We start from the raw sequence: 23,168 nt of genomic DNA, 5'->3' as shown, positions 1-23,168 counted from the left end.
GGCATTGATTGGCTCAGCGTCGGGCGCCGCGAAAGCAAATGTAGCGTGCCGGCAAAGAAGCAATACACTGTGGATACCTTGGATACGGTCGGTCTGCCCAATGGCGAGCGCCAGCGTTTTGCACTATCGTCCCGGGATGGGACGGTTGAACTTCGCGGAAGAACTCCACCTCGCCTCTGACCGGACGGCTGAAATGTCAGGTGCTGATCTGAGGGCTCTGCTTCGCCGTGCGGCCTTGATGCTCAGGAATGTGAGCGTTGGCCTGGACGTGGAGCCTGGCATCGAGGCAGCTCTGGAAGGGGTTGCAGCCGAGATGCGGCTTTCGAGGCCGCAATTGCTGCAGTCAATCGTCACGCAGTGGCTGTTCGCCAACGCCTACCTGCCGTACTATGAATCCAATGAACGAGATCATAGCGGCGACGGAACATCCTGAGCAGCTACTCTCCCGGCGTCTTCTTTCTCGCGGTCCTATACTCATCCTCCCAAGGCAGGGTGCCAAAATCTGGCTGGTGACCCGCAGCGCGGTAGGCATGTTCCGTGACGTAGGTGCCCTTGAGGCCCTCGACGACGCAGGCGAACGGCGGATTCCCTGGACATCGGTAGAGACCAACAACTTTCATCCAGACACCTCAATCCTTGCCTCTCCACTCCCTCGCAGCCAGAAGCTCTCATGGCCGTCCCGTTGATGTCGCCATTCATTTCAATGAGAGCGTTCGGTGCAATGCACACCTCCATGTTGCGCGTGCGAAACCCATAGTTTGGCCTATCATCAATTAGCACACACCCATACGATAGTGGAATCGAGCAGGCGGACGCGGGGAACATCAGGCGCTCCTGGACGCGCAGCTTCAGCGCGATCCAAAACGCGCAAAGCCGGCGATGGTCATTCACCTGACAACTGTTGAAAAAAATCCTTGGGACGATGACGCCCGAGGCATGGGCCCCGACACGGCGATGTTGCTTGCGGGCGTGGGACCAGTGCTTCCTGGCGACTTCATCGAGGCTTGTGTGGAGAACGTGCCAGTACTTCAGTTGTGGTGATGGGTGCGAATAGCCATCAACGTCGACCTGTAGCGAACTGCCAGCCATAGCCGGAGCGATTGGCGTCTTCCACAACTGGTACGGAATTGACCGACAATCCGGTGCGGAAAAAGGTGAGCGTCGCACCCTTGCGCTATGTTTCGAAGTCTTCACCGATCTTGAGGTGGCCGCAAGCAATCCTGACAACCTCACGGGTTGCTTCCTTACAAATTCGTAAAATACGCTTCATGCAAACGGATGAAGCGTGATCGCCGAACGTGGTGCGAGTTTACTCGCGAGAAGTGCGGGTGCCGCTGACACCTTGTTGTCGGAACGGCTGAAGGACCCGCTCTTGCATGAGACTACATGCAGCTTGTTTGAAACCTTCCAAAACGAACTTGCAATCGACACCAATCATCGCCAGGCAAAGGACCTCCGCCTCAGCAAAGGGAGATTAACACCAAACTTTGGCATGTCTAATAACGCAGTCTCCAGGACGCTATCTTTCGCACTGGAAGAGAGAACGTCGAAATGTGTAGCCTTGATTGCTTTAGGTCCACTAAGCAGCCACGCGATCTGAGGGGAGGCAAGGATAGCCACGCCGCCCTCTCAGCATTCTTGCCCCGATTGGACGGACCACAATGACCGGGTGGCCGCTTGCATGCGTGTCGTTTAGCAAGCGCTACCGCCCTTCTGAAGAGGGAGCCTACAGTAATTACCGCACGAGCCACCAGGGTGTTGGCTACGGTGCGCAGTACGGCGCAACCTTTGCTTCCGGCTACTATGCGGCTCTATGGTCGCACATCGAAATGCCTTTGGTCGAAAGCATTCTCTCCCCCCTGGGTGGGCCGAGCCATAGCTGCCTGGACTTCGCATGCGGTACAGGTCGCATCACAAATGTCGCCGCCCACTTATTTGGGGAGGTCTATGGTGTTGACGTATCTGAATCGATGCTTGCTTGCGCACATACCCTCGAGAACGTGACGCTGGTTCAAACTGATCTGACGCTCGAACCGCTTGGCAAAACGTTCGACGTGGTTACAGCTTTCCGGTTCTTCCTGAACGCTGAAAATGCACTCAGGCACAATGCGATGTCGGCCATTCATGCGCATTTGAACGAAGGGGGATTACTCGTCTCAAACATCCACATGAATGCGACCTCGCCAATGGGGGTTGCATGTCGCATCTTAAATCGATGCGCGGGACGAACAATCCACAATACCTTAGGCATCGCCAGATTTAGGCAGATGCTCCTTTCTAATGGTTTCGTTGTCGAGCGAATAATCGGCTACGGTTATCTGCCGCGACCCGGGAATCTATTACCACGGCTCTGCGAAATGTTGGTTGAGCCTTGTGAAAGGATAAGTAAAAAAGCGCGAGTTCCGGCACGGCTTGCGCAGAATTTCCTGGTGGTTGCAAGAAAGCAGTAACGGGACATAAGCATCATGCGGCGCGTGGCGGGTCCGCAGACGCGCAAAGCTACCGTTCGCCTTGTAGAAGACGGGCTTGGTTTCTGCGGTTCAAATCACGGGCGCGCGACAACCGATATCGACATTTGGTACTCGACATCCCAGGGTTTCAAAGTTGACTGCCACATCGGGCCGGTTCACGGTCGGAATCAAGGCGGGCTACACCAGGGCATCAAAGTCGACAACCGCATGAGCGTGATACGGTAATCAGTTGAAGCAGTCTGCAAATGCCGACCGGCGACATTCCATTGGGGCTGAGTTGATTGCGGTGCTGGTCGCGGTAACGGCCGACCAGCCCCGCATCATGTCCGTCGAGAACGGCAACGCGTTGCCCTCTGGCCCGTTCGAGCTTGGACACCGTTCGCTGCAATCGGGTCTGCGGGACTGGGTGGAACAGCAGACGCGGCATCCCCTGGGCTACATCGAACAGCTCTACACCTTCGCCGATCGCGACCGTGCAGTTGATGAAGCCGAGCGGGTGATCTCGATCAGTTACCTTGCTTTGGCGCGCGAAGGCCAAGCAGCGCCCGCCGACAAGGCGAGATGGCGCAACTGGTACGACTATTTTCCTTGGGAAGATCATCGCGACGGTGTTCCACCTTCATTGCCGAATATAATTGTCCCGCAGCTGAATGCCTGGGCGAAGGCCGCCGACAACCTTTCGGTGCGCAGTGAGCGCCAGCAGCGAACAGCGGTCGCCTTCGGTCTCGATCGCCACAGTTGGAACGAAGAGCTGGTGTTGCAACGCTACGAGCTGCTGTATGAGGCGGCGCTTGTCGAGGAGGCGCATCGCAACAAGGTCAAGGCCAACACGCTGTCGGTGTTCGGTCCGGCCATGGCGGCGGATCACCGTCGTATCCTTGCCACTGGCATCGCCAGGCTGCGTGCCAAGATTAAGTATCGTCCCGTCGTCTTCGAGCTGATGCCACCGACGTTCACGCTGCTGCAGCTCCAGCGCAGCGTCGAGGCGCTGGCCGGACGGCTCGTGCACAAACCGAATTTCCGGCGGCTGGTCGAGCAGCAGGAACTGGTCGAAGAGACCGGAGCGATGACGACCGACATGCGTGGCCGCCCCGCCAAGCTGTTTCGCTTCCGCCATTCCGTGTTGGCCGAACGCGCCGTTGCCGGAACGAAATTGCCACTTACGCGCGCTTGACACTTATACTCAAAGTCAGAATATATTGGCGATATATACTCACACGGAGCATATATCGAATGGCGATTTCCCACACCCAGGTCCGGAGCTCCGCCCTCTACGACCGCGTTCGCCGCGTCATTCCGGCCATCGAATGGCCGGTATTCGCCGATGATGTCGAGGCCATCCTCGATCTCAAGCGGCAGCGAAACGCCGTGATCCTGGCTCACAATTATCAGACACCGGAAATCTTCCACTGTGTCGCCGACATCGTCGGCGACAGCCTGGCGCTTGCCCGCAAGGCGATATCGACAGAAGCCGACGTCATCGTGCTCGCCGGGGTGCATTTCATGGCCGAGACGGCGAAGCTGCTCAATCCGCAAAGGACCGTGCTCATCCCCGATTTGCAGGCGGGATGTTCGCTGGCGGACTCCATCACCGCCGCCGATATCCGTCTGCTGCGGCAGCGCTATCCCGGCGTGCCGGTCGTTACCTATGTCAACACGTCGGCGCAAGTGAAGGCCGTCTCCGACATATGCTGCACCTCGGGCAACGCGAAGGCGATCGTCGAATCCCTCGGGGTTCCCCGGGTGATCATGCTGCCGGATGAATATCTGGCGCAGAACATCGCCGCCCAGACGGACGTGGAGATCATCGCCTGGAAAGGCCATTGCGAGGTGCACGAACGCTTCACGCCCGCCGACATCCGCCAGTTGCGCGAGGATCATCCCGGCGTGACGGTCCTGGCCCATCCCGAATGTCCGCCCGAAGTGGTGGCCGAGGCCGATTTCTCCGGCTCGACCGCGGCCATGTCCGATTATGTCGGGCGACAAAAACCGCCACGCGTTGTGCTGATGACGGAGTGCTCGATGAGCGACAATGTCGCGGTCGAGCATCCCCAAGTCGAGTTCATTCGGCCCTGTAATCTATGCCCGCACATGAAGCGGATAACGCTCGCCAACATCCGGGCAGCGCTGGAACAGAACCAGTATGTCGTGACCATCGATGCCGACATCGCAGTGCCAGCTCGGCTGGCCGTCGAGCGGATGCTGGCCGTATGAGCATGGATATTCATGATCTCGCCGGCCGGCCAGTCATCATCGGCGGCGGCGTAGCTGGATTGATGACGGCGCTGCATCTGGCGCCCGAGCCGGTGCTTCTCGTGTCGCGGTCGCCGCTTGGCGCCGAGGCTTCCAGCGCGTGGGCGCAAGGCGGCCTTGCCGCCAGCCTTGGCGAAGACGATAGCCCGGCGCTGCATCTTTCCGATACGCTCGCCGCCGGCGACGGGCTGTGCGACGCGGAAGCCGCAAGGCTCATCCTCAACGCGGCACCCGCTGCGATCGAAGATCTGGCGCGACTTGGGGTTCTTTTCGATCGGACAGCCAAAGGAATTTTGCGTCTCGGACTGGAAGCCGCCCACAGCCGCCGGCGCATCGTCCATGCAGGCGGTGACGGCAGCGGACGGGAGGTCATGCGCGCGCTTGTCGCCGCCGTGCGGTCCACGCGGACCATTGAAATCGCCGAGGGGATCGAAGCGCGCCGGCTGGTGGTGGAGGACGGCAGGGTCAACGGCGTGCTTGCGAGTTCTTCGACAGGTCCATTGTCCTTCGCCACGGGAAGGGTCGTTCTCGCCACTGGCGGAATCGGTGGCCTGTTCAACGACACGACAAATCCATTGGGAAGTTGCGGACAGGGGCTGGCGCTTGCGGCGCACGCCGGTGCAGCGCTTGCCGACCTCGAATTCATCCAGTTCCACCCGACCGCGCTTGACGGGCCGGGGCGTCCGATGCCGCTGATCAGCGAGGCGGTTCGCGGCGAAGGCGCGACGATCGTTGACGAGACTGGCCGGCGCTTTCTCGATAGCGTAGCGGGTGCGGAACTTGCACCGCGCGACATCGTCGCGCGCGCCGTCTGGAGACATCTTGCGCAGGGCCATCGCGTCTTCCTCGACGTGCGCGAAAGGCCAGGCGCTGCATTCGCGCAGCAGTTCTTGACGATTGCGGCGGCCTGCCGCCGCGCCGGTATCGATCCGACACATGACCTCCTTCCGATCCGGCCCGCCCAGCACTACCACATGGGCGGTGTCGCCGTGGATCAGGCCGGTCGCACCTCGGTTCCAGGACTTTGGGCTTGCGGAGAGGCCGCCTCGACCGGTCTTCACGGCGCCAACCGGCTGGCCAGCAACTCGCTGACCGAGGCGGTCGTCTGCGCGCGCTGGGTCGCCAATAGCGTGACCGGTTCGCCTGACGGCAGTGGAAAGCGAACGGTGGCGCCCCACGAGCCGGCGTCCGACCCGGGACCAGTTCGCCCTCTCCTGTCCCGTGCCCTCGGCCTCACCCGGGACGGCGGGGGGCTGCGAGCGGCTGCGCGCGCCCTGCTGCCGCTGGCGGAGCGGCATGGCCCCGCGTCCGATCCCGCCATTGTCGGGCTGATGATCACGATTGCCGCCCTGCGGCGAAAGGAAAGCCGCGGGGCTCATTTCAGGACAGACTTTCCACACCATGCGTTCGGCGCCCGACGCTCCGAAATCACCCTCGATGCCGCCTTGGCGGCAGCGCGGGAACTCGCCCACTCTCCAGCGCTGGAAAGCGTCACATGACGGACCTCTCGCCGCTTCCGGCAATCATGCTTGAGCCCCTGGTACGCACTGCTCTTCTCGAAGACCTCGGTCGGGCCGGCGACCTGACTACGGACGCCATCGTGCCGAAGGACCGCCATGCGACGACCGTGCTTTCGGCGCGCCAGGCCGGCACTGTCGCCGGGCTCGATCTGGCGATGCTGGCGTTTCGCCTCATCGACCGGGATATCGAGATGATCGTGCATCGTGCGGATGGCGGCGAGGTGGCGCAAGGCGAGGTCATTGCCTCGGTCAACGGCCCGGCGCGGGCCATACTTACGGCGGAACGCACGGCGCTCAATTTTCTGTGCCACCTGAGCGGTATCGCGACTGTGACGGCATCGATTGTGAATGCGATCCACGAACACAAGGCGAAGGTCGTTTGCACCCGCAAGACGACCCCCGGCTTGCGGGCCATCGAAAAATACGCCGTGCGCGCTGGTGGCGGGTCCAATCACCGCTTCGGCCTCGACGACGCTATCCTCATCAAGGACAACCACATCGCCATCGCCGGCGGAATTCGCTCTGCCATCGAAAGGGCGCGAAGCAACGTCGGCCATCTCGTCAAGATCGAAGTCGAAGTCGATACGCTGGCCCAGTTGGATGAAGCCCTAGCGTTCGCCCCTGATGCTGTCCTGCTCGACAACATGTCGGTCGAGCAATTGCGCCGGGCGATGGCCATGGTTGGCGGCAGGGCGATCACGGAAGCCTCAGGCAGGATCACAGCCGCGACGGCGCCCGCTATTGCCGCGACCGGTGTCGACCTGATTTCCGTCGGATGGTTGACTCACAGCGCGCCGATCCTCGACATCGGCCTCGACTACCGTGAACTCAATCGTCCCGTTTGACCGACGGCACTGGACTGGCCTCTTCCGGCAGACATCGCTGGCGCAACCCGATCTGGCGCCACAAGGCGCGTGCGAGACGCGTCTCCCAAGCCCTGAAACCCCGCTTGCAGTGCGGGATGCGCGCAACGTTGCATTTTGTCCAGCGCGATCGCCGACTGTGTTGCCCATGGCGCTTCGCTGGAGGTCAGCGTGCGGGAGGCGAAGCAGTACGTTTTCGGCAGACTCGGACAAGAATCGCACCCTGCGGCGGCCGATTGCGCCAACCTCGATACCGCCGCCCTGGGCGGGACGATCAGGCAGCGCGCAACCAAGCTGGCGCGATGGCGGTTCCGTGACCGAGCCCATAGCCGAATAGAATATTGAGGCCTGCCAGCGGCTCAAGATAACGGGCGGTCTTCAAGCCGCCTGCGTCGACAGCGGCGAAACCTGCCGAGGTGGCAACGGAGCTTACCGTCCCCTTCGCAGCCGCATCGTCGCCGGCGACATAAACGGGAATTCGCTCGCCGGCAATCTTTGGCTCGCCTTGCAGGATTTGAGCAAAGACCGTGTTGAAGGCCTTGACCACATGAGCAGTCGGGATCAGCGCCTGTATCTGCTCGGCTGCAGAAGTGCTGTGCCCGATCGTGAGGCCCATATAGTCCGGGGTCAGCGGGTTGGTGATGTCGACGACGACCTTGCCGGACAGATCGAGCCCTTTCACCAGGCTGGCGACGGCGTCGTACGGCACCGCCAGTATAATCACGTCGGCGCTACGGACCGCGGCTTCGATCGGCGCCGCATGGACCGCCGGCCCGAGACTGGCCGCCGCGGTTTGGGCCTTGGCGACGTCACGGGCACCGATGACGATGCCATGCCCGGCGCGGGACAAGGTCTTGGCAAGGCCGGCGCCCATATTGCCGGCACCCAGAATCGTGATGTTCATTGTATCGTTCCTTTCAATAAGTGGTTTGCAGGGAATGTTGAGAGAGGGACAGCGCGGGGTTAGCCACAATGCTTCGCCCGGTCCGGAACGGGCGGGAAGTGCCCCGCCCCGCCCGGAATGGTTTCGGAAGCTCAGCCGGCAGCCGGCTGACGACGTGTAGATTGGTTGAACCGGGAAGGCACGAGCGCGAAGGCGCCGTAGCCGAGCAGGATCTGCACGGCCAGGGTCAAAGCCCAGAACGCCGGGTACTCCCATCCGCCATTGGCGTTGTTGAAGAAGAAGCCATTGGCTGCGTGGACCGAAAATATGGCGCCAAGCAGTTCAATGATGAGAACGAGGCTGACGAGACGCGCGTAAACGCCAAGGATGAGCGCGGCACCCCCAACGACCTCGATCAGTATCACGAGGTAGGCAAGTTCCGGGGGCAGGCCCAGCGAACCGAAGAACTGGGCGGTGCCCGCCGGGGTGAAGACGAAGATTTTCAATGCGGCGTGGGCCAGGAAAAGAACCCCGGATACTACACGTAGCACAAAGGCGCCAAAGGCGGCGGTACGCAGGTCGATCATGATAAAGTCCTCCATATCCATTGCTTGAGTTTGATGGTGTTGGGACCCTGCCATCCGAGGGGGAAATGGAGGGTTAGTCGAAACGAACGGCCGAGATGGCGGTGCGAAGTGCCTGGTCGGAGAGGCCCTCTCTCCCCGGCATCGGCAGCATGATCTAAGTCCCCCTTGGCCGTTCAGGCGACCAGCTTTCGGTCTTGCGCCGGCAAATCGGGACCGATGGGAATGATTCCGGTGGGATTGAGCGACTTGATCGAATAGTAGCCTCGCTTGATATGCTCAATGCTGACCGTCTCCTCGACGCCGGGCAGCGCAAGTACGGTGCGGAGATAGCGCGACAGGTTCGGATAGTCCGCGATGCGGCGCAGATTGCACTTGAAGATGCCGTGATAGGCGACGTCGAACCGGACCAGCGTCACGAACAGCCGGATATCTGTCTCTGTCAGGCGGTCGCCGAACAGGAACGGCTCCTTGTCGAGTCGCGCCTCCAGCTCATCGAGCATCGTGAAAACACCGGTGACGGCTTCTTCGTAAGCTTCCTGGGGTCTGCGCAAATCCCGTGCGGTAGACGCCGTTGTTGAGCGTCGGATAGAGGCGCTCGCCGAGCGCGTCGATCTCTTCCCTGAGGTCGGCCGGATAGAGATCGCGATCGATTGTCGCGAGCGCACCGAAGCCGGTTCCTATTATGCGGAGAATGTCGGCCGATTCATTGTTGACGATGGTTTTGCGCTTCCTGTCCCAGAGCACGGGGACGGTGGCGCGACCGGTATAGTCGGGGTCGGCGCAGGAATAGATTTCGTGCATATGGCGGGCGCCGAGGATCGGATCCTCATCCGCGTCCGCGCCGCCGAACGCCCAGCCTTGGTCCGTCAAGGTCGGATTGACGACCGAGACGCCGATCGCCTTTTCCAGGCCTTTCAGCTTGCGGGCGATCGGGGTCCGCGATGCCCAGGGACAGATGAGGGCGACATACAGGTGATAACGGCCGGCTTCGGCAATAAAGCCGCCCTGTCCGGTAGGGCCCGAACTGCCGTCTGGCGTAACCCAGTTCCGAAAACTGGACGCCTTGCGCACGAACGCGCCCTTGGCGTCTGTGCCCTGGATCGGCTGCCAGTCGGCGGACCATTTGCCATTCACTAGCATTGCTATCTCCTCGTCGGGACTTCCGTTTCAGCGGCCTGCTGGCAGACCGACCGTTGGCCGTCTCAGGTCGAACCAAACCATCTGCCTCACATTATTATCTTCCGAAACTGCCCATAATCCGGTATTTTTGAAATTGTTCTCACACCGATAGTACGAGGTGGACAGTGCTGGATCGTTTTACAGGCTTGCAGGTGCTGCTCCGGACGGTGGAACTCGGCAGTCTTTCCGCTGCCGCGCGAGCCATGGGCATGTCCCCGACGATGGTGACCAAGCATGTCGCGGCCCTGGAAGAGCATCTAGGCGTGCGTCTGCTTCACCGCACGACGCGGCGCGTTACGCCGACGAATATCGGCCGGGCTTATCTCGACGTCGCCGAGCGCATCCTTGCCGAACTGGAGGACGCCGACGCGGCGGCAACGGCCAAGAGCCTTGTCGTGAAGGGACTGTTGCGGGTAAGCATTCCGGTTTCGTTCGGCGCTAGCCAGATCGCACCGCTCATTCCGGCCTTTTCGGCCCTGCATCCCGAACTGACGGTCGATCTCGGCTTGAACGATCGACTGGTCGATATCGTCGAAGAAGGCTGGGACATGGCGATCCGCATTGGCCGGTTGGCCAATTCCTCGCTGGTTGCCCGCAAGCTCACATCCTGCCAGCTGTTGCTGTGCGCCTCTCCCGCCTATCTGGAAAAGCATGGGCGGCCGTATTGCGTCGCGGACCTGCGCGCTCACGCCTGCCTGGGCTACACGCTGTCACAGGTGGCCGGCACCGCTTCCTGGTCTTTCGGCGCGAATGCTGAAGTGACCGTTCCGATCTCCGGTCCTCTGCGCGCGAGCAACGGCGACGCGCTGGTGGAAGCGGCCACGGCCGGGCTCGGCATCATCTATCAACCGACTTTCATCGTCGCCCGCCCGATCGCCACCGGCGAACTCGTGCGTCTTGAACTCGATCATCCGCCGGTCGATCTCGGCGGCGTCTACGCGGTCTATCCGCCGGCCGAACGGCCGCCGGCGAAGACCCGGGTATTCATCGATTTTCTGATCCAGCATTTCGCCGGCACGCCTTGATAAGACCTGCAAGGGCCAGAATGCAAGCCGGTGGCGGCGGTACGCCCTGCTGGTGATGGTCCTTAAATCGACCATAACCGCCGTGACAAGGAGGGCGACAGTCGCCGGTTATTGGAGTTCTTTGATCTTGGTGACCAGTATCTCTTTCGATATCTCGCCGAGATGAAGGTCGCGAAGCACGCCGTCGCTGTCGATGAACAGAGTCGCGGGAAGCCCCAGGACATCATAGTGCTGTTGAAACACGAGCGATCGATCCAGGACGAGATTGTCGAGTTTGATGTTGGCCTTGGTCAGGAAGTCGCTGATTGCTGTGTCCCCCTCACCTTGATTGGCGAAGATAAAAGTCGCAGCACCCGAATTTTGAGCGAGTTCCGCCATCATCGGCATTTCCTGCCGGCATGGCGGGCACCAGCTAGCCCAAAGATTGATCACCATCGGCCTCCCCGACAGTGATGAGGGGCGAAGTGAACGTCCGTCCATCAGCGGGAATGTCTGGTTTGGCAGCATAAGCCCCGTTGGCACCACGCCGAGCTGCAATGTCGCCGCACCCACCACCCCGCTGAGCGCGATGGGGATCAAGGACCAGGTTACCATTTTGACTTTGCGCAGGAAGACGACCGAGAACAGCACGAGGCCAAAAAGCCCTACCGGCCATGAAAATCCGCCTTGATTGACAGCGAAAATCCGCCAGGGCTCCGTGGCGAAACTTTCAAGATGCTGCAGAACGTGACCAACACGGGCCATGACGAAGTAGATGGCGGTCGCCCATGAAGACCAGGTTGAAAATCTGCGGTCGACACGGCGCGCTAGGATGTCCGCAACCAGCAGGAATGCCACTGCAGCGAGGATTGCCGAAAAACGGTCAATCGGCAGCATCAGCGGACCAAGTGTGATTGCATTCATCCCTATTCTCCAAGCTTGGCAGACGCCGATAGCGACGCTGCGGTAAATTCTCCAACCAAACGTGAGCCCGGGATCTCTGTGGACTTCCGATCGAAGAAGACCATTGTCGGCGGCCCGGCGACGCCGAGCTCACGCATGAGCTCCTGTCGGGAATCGTCGAGGTCCGTGAGGTCGACTTTGATGGTGTTAAATTTTGCGAGCCCCTCGATCACCTCGCTGGCGGCAAGAACACTTCGATCGATGTGATCGCATGCGACGCACCATTCTGCGGTGAAGTAGATCGCTGTCGGCGATCCAGCCGAAGCAGCCCGGCTCAGCTGTGTTCGAAGGTCCCCACTCGAACTGGCTTCCGCGAAGTGTACGGCCTGCTCCTCACGCCCGCCACTCTGAGGCGAGGCGAATTGCAGTGGCCGCAACGGGTCGGATCCGCCGCTCGCTGCGCCGACACCCATGAAGGCGCCGGATAGGAAGAGGGTCAGACCGACTGCCTTGAGCAGTCGGCGCGAAGGCGTGGCTCTCGGCGTCATGGTATCGAAACCACCGAGGAACACGCCTGCCGCGATCAAGAGCGCCGCCCAGAGCGCGAGACCCAGGCTGGCCGGCAAGACACGGCTGACCATATAGATCGCTGTCGCAAGGAAGACGAACCCGAAAACATGCTTCACATGAACCATCCAAGCGCCGGCGCGCGGCAACGCCCTGCCGCCCATGGTTCCAAAGGCGATCAGCGGGATACCTTGCCCGAAGCCAAGGGCAAATAGCGCCGCGGCGCCGAGACCGGCGTCGCCGGTTTTGGCAATGTAGAGCAAGGCCGCCGCGAGGGGGGCTGTCACACAGGGGCCGACAATGAGAGCGGACGTGAAACCAAGAAACGCAGCGCCGCCCGCCGATCCGCGTTCTCCGCCTTGGGCGGAGCTGATGCGGCGGACCCAGCGCGCGGGCAACTGCAGTTCGAAGGCGCCGAACATCGAGACCGCGAGCGTCGCGAAAATCAAGGACACCGCAACGATTGCGCCCGGCGATTGCAGGACGATCTGCAGATTCTGGCCGGACCATGCCGCAAAAATCCCGAGCAGGCCAAACGCGACCGCCATCGCGACGACGTAGGTCAAGGACAATGCGAATCCGCGTTTCGCCGTCAGGTGCTCTTCCTCACGGGCAAGCGTGGCGGCAAGGATCGGGTACATCGGCAGCACGCATGGCGTAAACGACAGGAGAAGGCCGAAGACGAGAAAGCTTGCGACGACAAAGACCGGACCACCGCTGCGAAGCAGGGATGAAATCATCCCGTCGGTGCTATCCTCAGCAAGCTTGAAATGCCCGGCATCGGCCTGGCTGGACGTCTCGACGGCAGGTTGCACCGGCTCGGATCGAGCCGACAGCGCATGGGTATCGACGACCTTTTCGACCGGGGGATAGCAGATGCTGCGTTCCTTGCAGCCCTGGTAACGGATACGGACCTTTTCTCCGTAGGGTGTTTCCAAGACGGCCGTGACCTGACCGTGATAGACCTCTGTGGACCCGAAATTGGGATCTGTCTTCTCCACTCCTCTCGGCAGGTCCATGGTGACCGGACCGGCGCCGTCAGCATTACTGGCGTTCATGTGATCCCGATAGAGATAGTAGCCATCCGCTATGGTCCATCTGAGTTCCACCGAGCCGGTCGGGGCCCGCTCCGCGGAAAACTTGAAGGCCTCCTCGCTTGGCAAGGGATCGCCCTCGCCGGCATGACTGGCGCCGGCAGCCATGACGACAACCATGACAAAAAGAAGCAGGACGAGAAGAATTCTGCGCATTGGTTGATTCCATGGAGGATTGACAATGTAGGGGTGCGTGCCAGCTTAAAGCAGCCTTAAGCCACGGCCGGTCCCATCGGCCGAAAACGGCCTATCGCGCGAATGGCCGCAATCTGGCGACGAGGTCTGCGGCGTCGAAAGCACCAACCGAACGTGTATTTGGAAATTCGGCTCCGCTGGCGGTATCGACAACCATAATTGTGGGCGGACCGAAGACGCCCAGATGAGCAAGCAGATTGACGTTCGATTCATCCATCGCCGTGACGTCGATCCGGATGAGCGCAAGGTTTCGAAGCAGGGCCGCCACGCGTGGATCAACGAGGATCCTTTCATCGAGCACCCGGCAGAACGCGCACCACTTGGCAGCGACGTCGACCACTGCGGCAGCATTGCGCATCCTGGAGAGCGCAAGCGCCTGCTCGAAGTCTGGGACTGTGCGAATGGGACCGATTTGGGTGGAAATCGCCAGCGCTTGGCCATGATAGCCTGTTGCCAGCCCGATCGCAGCCGCTGCGATGCCACCAAGAATAAAGGCGCGCCTCCTGCATTCAGTTGACGCGACGCCCTCAATCCTGTCATGCCGGTTGTGCAAGCCATCGACCGGGCGTGCGGGCATTCTCACGCTTGATCCCTCGATGGGCTCCCGGAGTTCTTTGCTCATTCGGTCCGCATTCCTTTGCTTGCCTTGTTGAGTGAAGCGCCAGGACTTCGGCTGTCCGCGCGGCCGCTGACCGGCGTCTAGCGTCGCAGGCAGAAACGGTGAAGCTTAAGCCTGCCTTAAGAGCACCGTCGCATTTGATCGGAAAACACGGCCGGCCGGAGATTCAGCGTGCGTTTACTGGTTGTCGAGGACGACGAGATTCTGAAGGATGGACTGCAGGTCGGGCTGACCCTGAAGGGCTTCGTCGTCGATGCGGTGATGACCTATGCGGAGGCGGAGGCCGTGTTAAGAGCGGCGTCCTACGATGCCGTCGTCCTTGATCTCATCTTGCCGGATGGTTCCGGCATAGACCTTCTCAAGGAACTGCGCGCGCGCCGAGATCACGTTCCCGTGCTTCTCCTGACCGCACGCGACTCCGTCCAGGAACGCATCGCCGGCCTTGACACCGGCGCGGACGACTATCTTGGCAAACCGTTCGATCTGAATGAGGTTGCAGCCAGATTGCGGGCACTTGTGCGCCGCGCGGCCGGCAGATCGACGGCCGTTGTGGAATGGGCCGGCATCTCGCTCGATCCGGCGCGCTTCACCGTGGAAAAGGACGGCTCAGAGATTCGCCTCTCGCGCCGCGAGTTCTCCGTATTGCACGCGCTTATGAATCGGCCCGGTGCGGTGCTGTCGAAATCCCAGATCGAGGAGAAACTGTACGGATGGCAGGAGGATGTCGAAAGCAATACGGTCGAGGTTCACATCCATCATCTCCGCACTAAGCTCGGAACCGGCTTAATCGAGACCGTCAGGGGACTCGGCTACCGAATGGGAGAGCGGTCATGAAGCGATCGATGCGGGCAAGGCTCTTTCTGATTTTGATGGTCGCGACCGGCATGGTTTGGTTCTCTGCCGTCGTCTGGATTTCTCTGAGAACACGAGCCGAAGTCGAGAGCGCGCTTGATTCCCGTCTTGTCGAGGCTGCGAACATGGTCAGCTCTCTGATCGACAAGCAGGATATCGACGCCGCTCGTGCCGCCGCGGCTCCGGGCTATAGTGACGCCCGAAGGAGGGCGAGCTACGAGCGCCAGCTCTCCTGTCAGATATGGTCGTTTAACGGCGATCTGCTGAGCCGTTCCGAGGGAGCTCCGCAAGGGGAGCTCTCCGATGTGCGAGCCGGGTTCTCGCAGACGGAGATCGACGGCGAGAGATGGCGTGTCTATGCCGTGGAAAACAAGGAACTCGGGGTTCGGGTCTTGGTAGGAGACAACCTCCATGCACGGGACGGGCTCGTCAATGACGTCATCACCGGACTGCTGCTGCCGGCGCTGCTGATGGTTCCGGCTCTCGCCGGATTGATCTGGTTGAGTGTGGGAAGCGGGTTAGCACCGTTGCGGCGGATGGCGGAGCGTTTGGGCGCGAGAACGGCATCAGATCTCAATGCGCTGCCGGATGGGGACGCGACGGTCGAAACCGCGCCGGTCATCCGGGCGCTTAACGCGCTGTTCGAACGCGTTGCCGCAGCGCGCGATCGCGAGCGCAATTTTACAGCCTTTGCCGCGCATGAACTCAGGACGCCCTTGGCGGGTCTCAAGACCCAGGCCCAGGTTGCGATTGCAAGCGGCGATTCAAAGATCAGGGAGAAGGCGCTCCATCAAATCGTCCAAGGGGTCACGAGGACAGCAAGGCTCGTGCGTCAGCTCCTCGACATGGCGTCCGTCGAGGCCTCCGCAGAGGTTGCAGCCTCCGGCAGGTTTGTTCCAGGCGATCTGCTTGCGGTTCTCAGGGACGAGCTTAGGACACTCACAACATCAAGTGAACCGCTCTCCGCTGATTTGCCCAATGGTTCTGAGGGCGACGTCGGAGAGAGCGACGCACTTATTCCTGCGACTGTCCTTACTTTACCCGACAAGCAAGGGCCGATCATTATCATTGCGGACGAACTGTTTCGGGTAGAGGTCGATATGAATGCGGATCTCTTTACCCTTGCGGCGCGAAACCTCCTCGAAAACGCTATTCTTCATGCCGGACAGACAACGACGATTACCTGCAGTCTCATCGAGAAGGCAGACACTGTCGAGATCGCGATAGATGACGAAGGACCGGGGATTCCCGCCGGAGAGATCGCCCATGTCACCGAGCGCTTTTTCCGGGGACGCCACAAGACAACGGTTGGAAGCGGGCTCGGCCTGAGTATTGCCGAGTTTGCCGTCGAGCACGGCCGGGCAAAGCTTGCGCTGCATAGTCGAGAGCCTGGCGGCCTGTCTGCGCGAATGGTCTTCGATCGATGCGACGTTTCCTGGAAGTCGGAACTTGCCGAGAGCGCGTGAGCCTGTTGGTTGCGTCCATCTCTCCTCAGATACAGATTTCGAGTGCGCTGACTCAGTCGGCTGTCCTGGCTGCCCTGCGCCATTGTGAGGGGGTGACGCCTACTTTCTGTTTGAAGGTACGCTGGAAGGCTGCTTCGGATTGATAGCCGGCTGCCTCGGCGACGGCGGCTGTGGATGCGCCTGGCTTCCTCAGTTCATTCGCAGCGAGTGCCATGCGAATGTCGAGAAGAAGGTCGCTGGCAGAACGTCCCAACTTCTCCTGAAAATGTCTTGCAAATGTCGCTCGCGACATGTTGCAGAGGTCAGCAAGCTCGGGAAGCGTCCATGCGTGGGCCGGATTGTGAAACATCGCGGCAAGCGCGGGTGTAAGTCTTGGATGGCCCGCCAAGGCGAGAAGGCCCGAAGGACTTTCTTTCGATTCACTCGCAAGCCGCAGCGACAAGGTGAATAGCGCGGCGGAGAATGCGTTCAGCATTGCCGTGCCGCCAAGGCGCTCGATATCGGACTCCGAGCGCATCAGGGCAACGAGATTTGCAAGTTGCGTTCCCACCGGCGATGTGCCGTCACCCTGGTTCTGAAGGCTGCTTCTTACGATCAGTTCCGGGGGCAGATATTCCCGCATCAGCCGATCGTGCGGCCTGGGAATGGTAAAATGGCCGCACAGGAGATCAAGGCGCTCGCCCGAACCGGCATTCTCGCTGATCGTGTGATTCAATCCCGGCCGATAAGCCGCAGGTCCCGGCGCTATACCGCTGCCATCGTGAAGAGTATGTGCGCCGCCGGTAGCCAGCACCAGGATATCACCTGCCACAAGCCGCTTCGGCGGTCCGCCGGACGAACTCTCCAGCAGGGCAGAGCCACTCAGGACCACGTGATACGGCAGAACACCCGGCTGTGAGGTGTCGTAGGCGATCCGCCAGGGGGCAGCGTAAAAGCAACGGATATCAAGGCGGCCGGTCACAGGCATCATGTCGAGCAGCCGGCTGAGCCAATCCATAGGTGGTACCATCTAAATTCCTCTCTATGAGACGAATTAGCATATTGTTGAGGAAATATAGCATTAACCAACTCAAACTACATTCGTAAGTTCACTCCTGTCAACAATGTTCCAACCAAGGAGTGACCAACAATGACTTCTCGTATTTCCACCCCCGCCGTTGATGCCGCCACCGGCGCAACCGCCGAACTCTTCGCTCAGATCAAGAAGGCTGCCGGTGGCGTGCCGAACACCTTCGCCGCGATCGGCTCGCTCGGCCCTTCCGCACTGAAGTCGATCCTCCAAGCTGACGGTGTGCTTTCTAGCGGCACGCTCGGCAAGCAGGACCTGGAAGCGATCAAGCTGATCGTCAGCGAAGTAGCCGGATGTGACTACTGTGTCGCCGCCCACAGCATGCTCGGCAAGATGACCGGTCTCAAGCCGGAAGTGCTGAGGCATATCCGTGCCGGCGAACCGACGGGTGATGCAAAGCGCGATGCCCTCGTCCGTTTCGTCCGCAACCTGCAACGCACCAGCGGAACCATCAGTAAACCCGCATTCCACGCCATCAAGGACGCCGGCTACACCGACGGACAGCTCGTCGAAATCAGCCTTGCCATCGCCGTGACGGTCTTCACCAACGTTTTCAACCGCATCAACGACACGACGATCGACATGCCCGCTGTCTGATCATCCCCAATCGGTGGTCGCATATTCAAAAGCGCCCACCGATCGAACCGCGCCGCAATACCGCTTGAGGAAGAAAGTCGTGGCTACAGAGATCTTCGATTTCCCCGGAGCGGATGGATATACGCTCTCCGGTCGGCTCGAATTGCCCGAAGGGTCTACGAGGGGCTGGGCAATCCTGGCCCATTGTTTCACCTGCGGGAAGGACGGCCTGGCGGCATCACGCATATCGCGGGCGCTTGCCGCAAGCGGGATCGGTGTGTTGCGTTTCGACTTTGCCGGGCTGGGGACAAGCGGTGGAGACTTCGCGGATACCACCTTTGCTCGCGACGTCAACGATCTTATCGCTGCCCGCCGGGCAATGACGGCCGCCGGAACGGCGCCGTCCCTTCTCGTCGGACATAGCCTCGGCGGTTCCGCGGTGCTCGCAGCCGCCGGTACGATCGCGAGCGTGAAGGCCGTCGCGACGATCGGCTCTCCGTCTGACGTCAGACACGTCTTGCACCTGTTCGATTCCGCTAGCCTCGTAAAGATTGTCACTAAAGGACAGGCGGAGGTCATGCTCGGCGGCCGATCGTTCGTGCTGCGAAAGAGCTTCGTTTCCGATCTGCGGCAACATGATCTTACGAAGACGATTGCCGACCTTAATCGCCCCTTGCTTATCCTTCATGCGCCGCGAGACGGCACTGTCGGCATCGACAACGCCGCACGCATATTTGCTGCCGCCAAGCACCCGAAGACCTTTGTCTCATTGGATGACGCCGACCACTTGCTGACGCGCAAGCCGGATGCCGACTACGCGGCGGCAATGATTTCAACCTGGGCAACCCGCTATCTGCCAATTGGTACAGGCCGTGAATCTCTCTCTGATTATTGACGAAAAGGACCATTTTCCTCATGCCTTCACGCGAGAACCTTAGTCCGATCGCGCGCCGCACTCTTTTCGTCGGTGCGGGCGCGTTCACGTTGGCCGGCTGTGTCGCAACACAGCCGGCCAGACATGGCCTTGGCGCTACCGCCGCAGCCCCGGCATCTGCGCCCGCTGCCGCCCCCATCACGCCACTCATGTACGCAGCGCTTCCTGACGAACCTTTCCCTGTGCCGTCCGTGGACGTCGGTGTGGTCGAACAACGCCTCTGGCGGCAGGATGTTGAATATCCGACGACAGAGATGCCCGGAACACTGATCGTCGATACCCCTAATAAATTCCTCTATCACGTCCAAGCGGCCGGACGCGCGGTTCGCTACGGCGTTGGGGTCGGTCGGGAGGGCTTTGCCTGGTCAGGTCGCGCCGTGGTTGCGTACAAGCGGCAGTGGCCCCGCTGGACAGCGCCGGATTCCATGGTGGCGCGCCAGCCTGAGCTCGCGCAATACAGCGTCGCAAATGGCGGAATGGATCCGGGCCCTAAAAACCCTCTCGGAGCGCGCGCGCTCTACATTCACAAAGATGGGAAGGACACGTTCTACCGCCTCCACGGCACGCCCGAAGCGCGTTCGATAGGCAAATCCGTTTCCTCTGGATGCATCCGTCTTCTCAACCAGGACGTCATCCATCTTTACGCGCAGGTACGTGACGGTAGTCCGATCGTGGTCATTCCGGACCCTTCGGTGCAGCTCGCGTTAGCCGGCTAAGAGGGGTCACGCGTTCCGTCATGTGCCTTACCCAACAGTACCACCGAACATCGAGCTTGAGTTGTCGAAGTGCGGGGGATGATTCGTTGTGATGCATTCTCATGCCGATCGGTGAATGGGTCAGAGTCCATCGGACCTTGATCGACGCGTCGCGCCGGGCCATCGACGGCCTCTGTTGGATGATGTGGTAAAAAACAGGAAGAGCAATGTTTCTCGAGGTAGCACTGGCGCGACTTATCAAGATCGGAACGCTCACGGTTTTCTATCCCGATGGATCGCAGGGCTCCTATGGAAGCGGCCAGAATCCGCAGCTGGCTTTGAAGATCCGAACCGCGCGGGCGAAGCGTCGTCTGTTCTTCAATCCGGGTCTGGCGCTCGGCGAGGCTTACATGGATGGAGACCTCGAACCTGTCTCCGGAGATCTCTTCGAGATCCTTGATTTCCTCGCGATGAACTCCATGGACGGCGGCCAACACCCGATGGACAAGCTCATGGAGAAGGTCAGATGGTTTCGCCGCCACCTCGACCAGTTCAACCCCGCAGACCGCTCCAGGCGGAATGTCGCGCACCACTACGATCTGGATGCCAGGCTCTATTCACTGATGCTCGATGAGGATCAGCAGTATTCCTGCGCCTATTTTACTCAGGGCGACGAAACGCTTGAAGAGGCCCAGATGAAGAAGAAACGGCACATCGCGGCGAAACTGAAGCTGGACCGTCCCGAACTCGAGGTTGTCGATATCGGTTGTGGCTGGGGAGGCATGGCGCTCTACCTCGCGCAAGAATTCGGCGCGCGCGTCACGGGTCTGACACTGTCGACAGAACAGTTGAAGGGGGCGACACGTCGGGCGCAGGAAGCCGGTCTCAGCGATCTCGTCCGTTTCGAGCTGATGGACTACAGGGACTGGAAGAAACCCGTGGACCGCGTCGTGTCCGTTGGCATGTTCGAGCATGTTGGTGTCAACCACTACAAGACCTTTTTCGACGCTGTCCGCTCCATGCTCAAGGAGGACGGGATTGCGCTGATCCACGCCATCGGAAGGGCCGATGGTCCAGGAAGCACGAACCCATGGATCGCCAAATACATCTTTCCGGGGGGATACTCCCCCGCGCTCTCCGAGGTTTTGTCGGTCGTGGAGAAGTCCGGACTTTGGACGACGGACATCGAAGTCCTTCGCCTCCATTATGCAAAGACGCTCGAACATTGGCGCCAACGCTTCGCCGCGCATCGTTCGACGCTGGCCAAGATCTACGATGAGCGGTTCTGCCGCATGTTCGAGTTCTATCTGATCGGCTCCGAGCTGGCTTTCCGAAGAATGGGGCACATGAACTGGCAGCTTCAACTGACACGGAAGCTCGCAGCCCTCCCCCTGTCGCGCGATTACATGTTTGATGCCGAACGAGGGCCTTCGCTGAAGATGCCGTCCCTTGGCAAGCTTCCTGCCTTTGAACCGGCTCGCCAACGTGAGGTTGTCCAGCCGTAACCAGCGGATTCTTCCGTTTTCCGCCAACCAGCCGAAGGTTGTTGCAGGCCTTCGGGTCCGTTCGCATGATTCCAAGGAGCCGATTGAGTGAAACGCGATGCATATGAACTCTTAAGCAGCACGGCCAACGTTGAGGCACAAAACGCTTTCGAGGACGCCGTTTACGGGTTGGCGGCTCATCGGCAGAGTGCCGTTCAATCGCTTCAGGTGGCTCTGGCTGCTGATCCCCACCATGTTGCGGCCCATGTGCTCAGAGGCTTCGCCAACGTTATACAGGCGCGCGCGGAACTGGCTGCGCCCGCTGCCGCAGCACTTTGCGACGCGCAGGCCGCAATTGCGCACCGATCGGGCGGGACCTGTGATGAGCGGGTCCTTTTGGACGCCCTGAAGGCGGCTGTCGAGGGATCTTTCTCCAAAGCGGCGGTCCTGCTTGATGACGGGTTCGCCGACCGCCCGGCAACGTTCCTTCCGTTCAAGATCTCCCACGCCTTGCGTTTCATGCTCGGTGACGCTGCAGGCATGCTCGCCGCGAGCACGCGGGTCGTCGAACGCCTTGACCAAACGACCCCGGCCGCAGGTTTCCTCCTCGGCTGCCATGCTTTCGCCCTTGAAGAGCACGGGTTGTACGACGAGGCTTTGCTTGCGGGTGAGCGCGCTATCGCGCTGCAGCCAGACGATTCCTGGGGTCTTCACGCAGTATCCCATGTTTTCGAGATGCGCGGCCAGACCAATGAAGGCATCGAGTGGCTGGAGAACAGCCGCAAAGCATGGTCGCGCTGCAACAATTTTTCCTTCCATATGGCCTGGCACCTCGGTCTCCTGCATCTTGAAAGGGGTGATCATGAGCGCGTGCTCCGGATCTATGACGAGGAGGTTCGCCCGCAGCAGACCGACGACTTTCGGGACATGGCCAATGCCGTTTCACTGCTTTGGCGCCTCAACCAGACGGGCGTAAATGTCGGCTCACGCTGGTGCGATCTCGCCGAGATAGCCTTGCGGCGGCGGACGGACGCAACCCTGATCTTCGCGGCACTCCATAATCTCGCGGTGCTTGTGGCGATCGGCGAACGCGCAGGCGCTGCCGAACTTCTGGCGCAGATTGAAGAAAAAGCGGCAGGGAGCGGCGATCAGGCCAGAGTCGCCGCCGAAATCGGAGTGCCGATGGCCAGTGTCCTGTCGGGAGTCGGCGCTCCCGCCGACAGGCGGATGCTCGAGCACATGGTCGCCGTTCTTCCGATGATCGGCGGAAGCAACGCTCAGCGTGACTTTTTCGTGCTGGCGCTTGCAAAGGCGGCCGGCAACTGGGGCGATATCGTCGGCGTCTCGCGGATACGTCGTGTCCGCCAGAATCTCAAGGCCGAAGACCGGCTGATCAACTCGATTGAACTCTCCACCAATCTGAAGCTGTCGGCCTGAACCCGCCCAAACCTCGTTAAGGATCAGCGAAATGTCTATGATGGAAATGCGCAAGGAAGGTATCTTTCCCGAAATCCAGAGGGGTCTGGCAAGGACGATCATCGTCGCCGGCCTTGCCGCCGATATCGCCTGGGAAATCTGGGCTCGCTTCATAACGCCCTATTTGGTCGGCGGTCCGCTGGAGCCTGCCGCACTCGTGCAGTCGGTCTTCGGCTTCCACAACCCGCTGCTCGCGGAAGCGATCCATGCTGTCGTCGGTATCGTCTTCTATCCAACCGCCTATCTCTTCATCGCCCGGCCTTTGCAGCGCCTGGTCATCCCCAACCTGCCATTGCTGCTGACCGGCATCGGATTCGGAATAGGCCTGTGGGTGTTCGCGCTCTATGTGATGGCCCATATCTTCGCCGGGCTTCCGGCCTTTCTCGGCTTCATCCCGCTGACCTGGGCGTCGCTGGTCGGGCATATGCTGTTCGGCACCATCGTCGCGTTTACCGTGCGCGCCTTCAAACCCTGACCA

21 protein-coding genes and 1 pseudogene are annotated in these 23,168 nt (G+C 60.6%); 15 read left to right on the top strand and 7 right to left on the bottom strand.

The annotated features are described in order from the left end of the window. The first annotated feature begins 136 nt into the window (after positions 1 to 136). From FJ958_RS19015 to nadC, 6 genes are all read left to right on the top strand, one after another. A complete protein-coding gene (locus FJ958_RS19015) occupies positions 137 to 433 on the top strand; it encodes a hypothetical protein (RefSeq protein WP_140744756.1) in 297 nt (98 codons plus the stop codon). 1,228 nt (positions 434 to 1,661) lie between these two features. Continuing rightward, complete coding sequence (locus tag FJ958_RS19005) at positions 1,662 to 2,450, top strand: class I SAM-dependent methyltransferase (RefSeq protein ID WP_140744718.1); 789 nt, start codon at positions 1,662 to 1,664, stop codon at positions 2,448 to 2,450. 250 nt (positions 2,451 to 2,700) lie between these two features. Continuing rightward, a complete protein-coding gene (locus tag FJ958_RS19000; protein WP_140744717.1) occupies positions 2,701 to 3,645 on the top strand; it encodes a hypothetical protein in 945 nt (314 codons plus the stop codon). 59 nt (positions 3,646 to 3,704) lie between these two features. Further along, a complete protein-coding gene (nadA, locus tag FJ958_RS18995) occupies positions 3,705 to 4,685 on the top strand; it encodes a quinolinate synthase NadA (RefSeq protein ID WP_140744716.1) in 981 nt (326 codons plus the stop codon). Continuing rightward, the gene (locus tag FJ958_RS18990) at positions 4,682 to 6,223 is read left to right on the top strand and encodes an L-aspartate oxidase (RefSeq protein WP_140744715.1); all 1,542 of its coding nucleotides are present in this window, start codon (positions 4,682 to 4,684) and stop codon (positions 6,221 to 6,223) included. Before nadA ends, FJ958_RS18990 begins: the two co-directional genes overlap by 4 nt. Then, on the top strand, positions 6,220 to 7,089 hold the full coding sequence (gene nadC / locus FJ958_RS18985) for a carboxylating nicotinate-nucleotide diphosphorylase (RefSeq protein ID WP_140744714.1): 870 nt from the start codon (positions 6,220 to 6,222) through the stop codon (positions 7,087 to 7,089). Before FJ958_RS18990 ends, nadC begins: the two co-directional genes overlap by 4 nt. Positions 7,090 to 7,381: 292 nt before the next feature. Here the strand turns inward: nadC and FJ958_RS18975 are convergent, their stop codons facing one another. The 3 genes and pseudogenes from FJ958_RS18975 to FJ958_RS18965 form a co-directional block, all read right to left on the bottom strand. Beyond that, positions 7,382 to 8,011 carry an NADPH-dependent F420 reductase gene (locus FJ958_RS18975; RefSeq protein ID WP_140744713.1) on the bottom strand — a complete coding sequence of 210 codons (630 nt, stop codon included), beginning with the start codon at positions 8,009 to 8,011 and terminating at the stop codon, positions 7,382 to 7,384. A gap of 131 nt (positions 8,012 to 8,142) precedes the next feature. After that, positions 8,143 to 8,577, bottom strand: a complete 435-nt coding sequence (locus FJ958_RS18970) for a DoxX family protein (protein ID WP_140744712.1) — start codon at positions 8,575 to 8,577, stop codon at positions 8,143 to 8,145. A gap of 173 nt (positions 8,578 to 8,750) precedes the next feature. After that, positions 8,751 to 9,717 (bottom strand): annotated as a pseudogene (locus FJ958_RS18965) (glutathione S-transferase family protein). Positions 9,718 to 9,881: 164 nt separating this feature from the next. Between FJ958_RS18965 and FJ958_RS18960 the strand changes: the two are divergent. Continuing rightward, positions 9,882 to 10,781: a LysR family transcriptional regulator gene (locus tag FJ958_RS18960; RefSeq protein ID WP_140744711.1), complete on the top strand. Its 900-nt coding sequence runs from the start codon at positions 9,882 to 9,884 to the stop codon at positions 10,779 to 10,781. 108 nt (positions 10,782 to 10,889) lie between these two features. On the opposite strand, the gene FJ958_RS18955 is transcribed toward FJ958_RS18960, so the two are convergent. From FJ958_RS18955 to FJ958_RS18945, 3 genes are all read right to left on the bottom strand, one after another. Continuing rightward, on the bottom strand, positions 10,890 to 11,684 hold the full coding sequence (locus tag FJ958_RS18955; RefSeq protein WP_140744710.1) for a TlpA disulfide reductase family protein: 795 nt from the start codon (positions 11,682 to 11,684) through the stop codon (positions 10,890 to 10,892). Between the two features lie 2 nt (positions 11,685 to 11,686). Beyond that, positions 11,687 to 13,480, bottom strand: coding sequence for a protein-disulfide reductase DsbD (gene dsbD, locus FJ958_RS18950; protein ID WP_140744709.1), 1,794 nt, complete (start codon positions 13,478 to 13,480; stop codon positions 11,687 to 11,689). Between the two features lie 91 nt (positions 13,481 to 13,571). Beyond that, positions 13,572 to 14,141 (bottom strand): thioredoxin family protein, encoded by a 570-nt coding sequence (locus FJ958_RS18945; RefSeq protein ID WP_140744708.1) that lies wholly within the window; start codon positions 14,139 to 14,141, stop codon positions 13,572 to 13,574. 168 nt (positions 14,142 to 14,309) lie between these two features. On the opposite strand from FJ958_RS18945, the gene FJ958_RS18940 reads away from it, so the two are divergent. Together FJ958_RS18940 and FJ958_RS18935 are read left to right on the top strand one after the other, a co-directional pair. Further along, on the top strand, positions 14,310 to 14,972 hold the full coding sequence (locus FJ958_RS18940) for a response regulator (protein WP_140744707.1): 663 nt from the start codon (positions 14,310 to 14,312) through the stop codon (positions 14,970 to 14,972). Further along, positions 14,969 to 16,456 (top strand): ATP-binding protein, encoded by a 1,488-nt coding sequence (locus FJ958_RS18935; protein WP_140744706.1) that lies wholly within the window; start codon positions 14,969 to 14,971, stop codon positions 16,454 to 16,456. Before FJ958_RS18940 ends, FJ958_RS18935 begins: the two co-directional genes overlap by 4 nt. A 52-nt stretch (positions 16,457 to 16,508) precedes the next feature. Here FJ958_RS18935 and FJ958_RS18930 read toward each other — a convergent pair whose 3' ends face one another. Next, complete coding sequence (locus tag FJ958_RS18930; protein ID WP_181176435.1) at positions 16,509 to 17,465, bottom strand: AraC family transcriptional regulator; 957 nt, start codon at positions 17,463 to 17,465, stop codon at positions 16,509 to 16,511. 120 nt (positions 17,466 to 17,585) lie between these two features. On the opposite strand from FJ958_RS18930, the gene FJ958_RS18925 reads away from it, so the two are divergent. The 6 genes from FJ958_RS18925 to FJ958_RS18900 all read left to right on the top strand — a co-directional run bounded on the left by FJ958_RS18925 (position 17,586) and on the right by FJ958_RS18900 (position 23,165). Beyond that, a complete protein-coding gene (locus FJ958_RS18925; RefSeq protein WP_140744705.1) occupies positions 17,586 to 18,122 on the top strand; it encodes a carboxymuconolactone decarboxylase family protein in 537 nt (178 codons plus the stop codon). A gap of 79 nt (positions 18,123 to 18,201) precedes the next feature. Further along, the gene (locus FJ958_RS18920; protein WP_140744704.1) at positions 18,202 to 18,996 is read left to right on the top strand and encodes an alpha/beta hydrolase; all 795 of its coding nucleotides are present in this window, start codon (positions 18,202 to 18,204) and stop codon (positions 18,994 to 18,996) included. Positions 18,997 to 19,016: 20 nt separating this feature from the next. Further along, positions 19,017 to 19,751, top strand: coding sequence for a L,D-transpeptidase (locus tag FJ958_RS18915; protein WP_140744703.1), 735 nt, complete (start codon positions 19,017 to 19,019; stop codon positions 19,749 to 19,751). Between the two features lie 206 nt (positions 19,752 to 19,957). Further along, on the top strand, positions 19,958 to 21,235 hold the full coding sequence (locus FJ958_RS18910) for a cyclopropane-fatty-acyl-phospholipid synthase family protein (protein ID WP_140744702.1): 1,278 nt from the start codon (positions 19,958 to 19,960) through the stop codon (positions 21,233 to 21,235). Between the two features lie 87 nt (positions 21,236 to 21,322). Then, positions 21,323 to 22,651: a tetratricopeptide repeat protein gene (locus FJ958_RS18905; RefSeq protein ID WP_140744701.1), complete on the top strand. Its 1,329-nt coding sequence runs from the start codon at positions 21,323 to 21,325 to the stop codon at positions 22,649 to 22,651. A 31-nt stretch (positions 22,652 to 22,682) separates the two neighbouring features. Further along, positions 22,683 to 23,165 (top strand): hypothetical protein, encoded by a 483-nt coding sequence (locus tag FJ958_RS18900; RefSeq protein ID WP_140744700.1) that lies wholly within the window; start codon positions 22,683 to 22,685, stop codon positions 23,163 to 23,165. Positions 23,166 to 23,168: the final 3 nt, after the last annotated feature.

It is taken from the genome of Mesorhizobium sp. B2-3-5 (assembly GCF_006442395.1).
In the GTDB taxonomy this organism is placed as follows: Bacteria; Pseudomonadota; Alphaproteobacteria; order Rhizobiales; family Rhizobiaceae; genus Mesorhizobium.
Note: the sequence above shows the minus strand (reverse complement) of the source record. Positions and strands in the feature narration are given on the sequence as shown.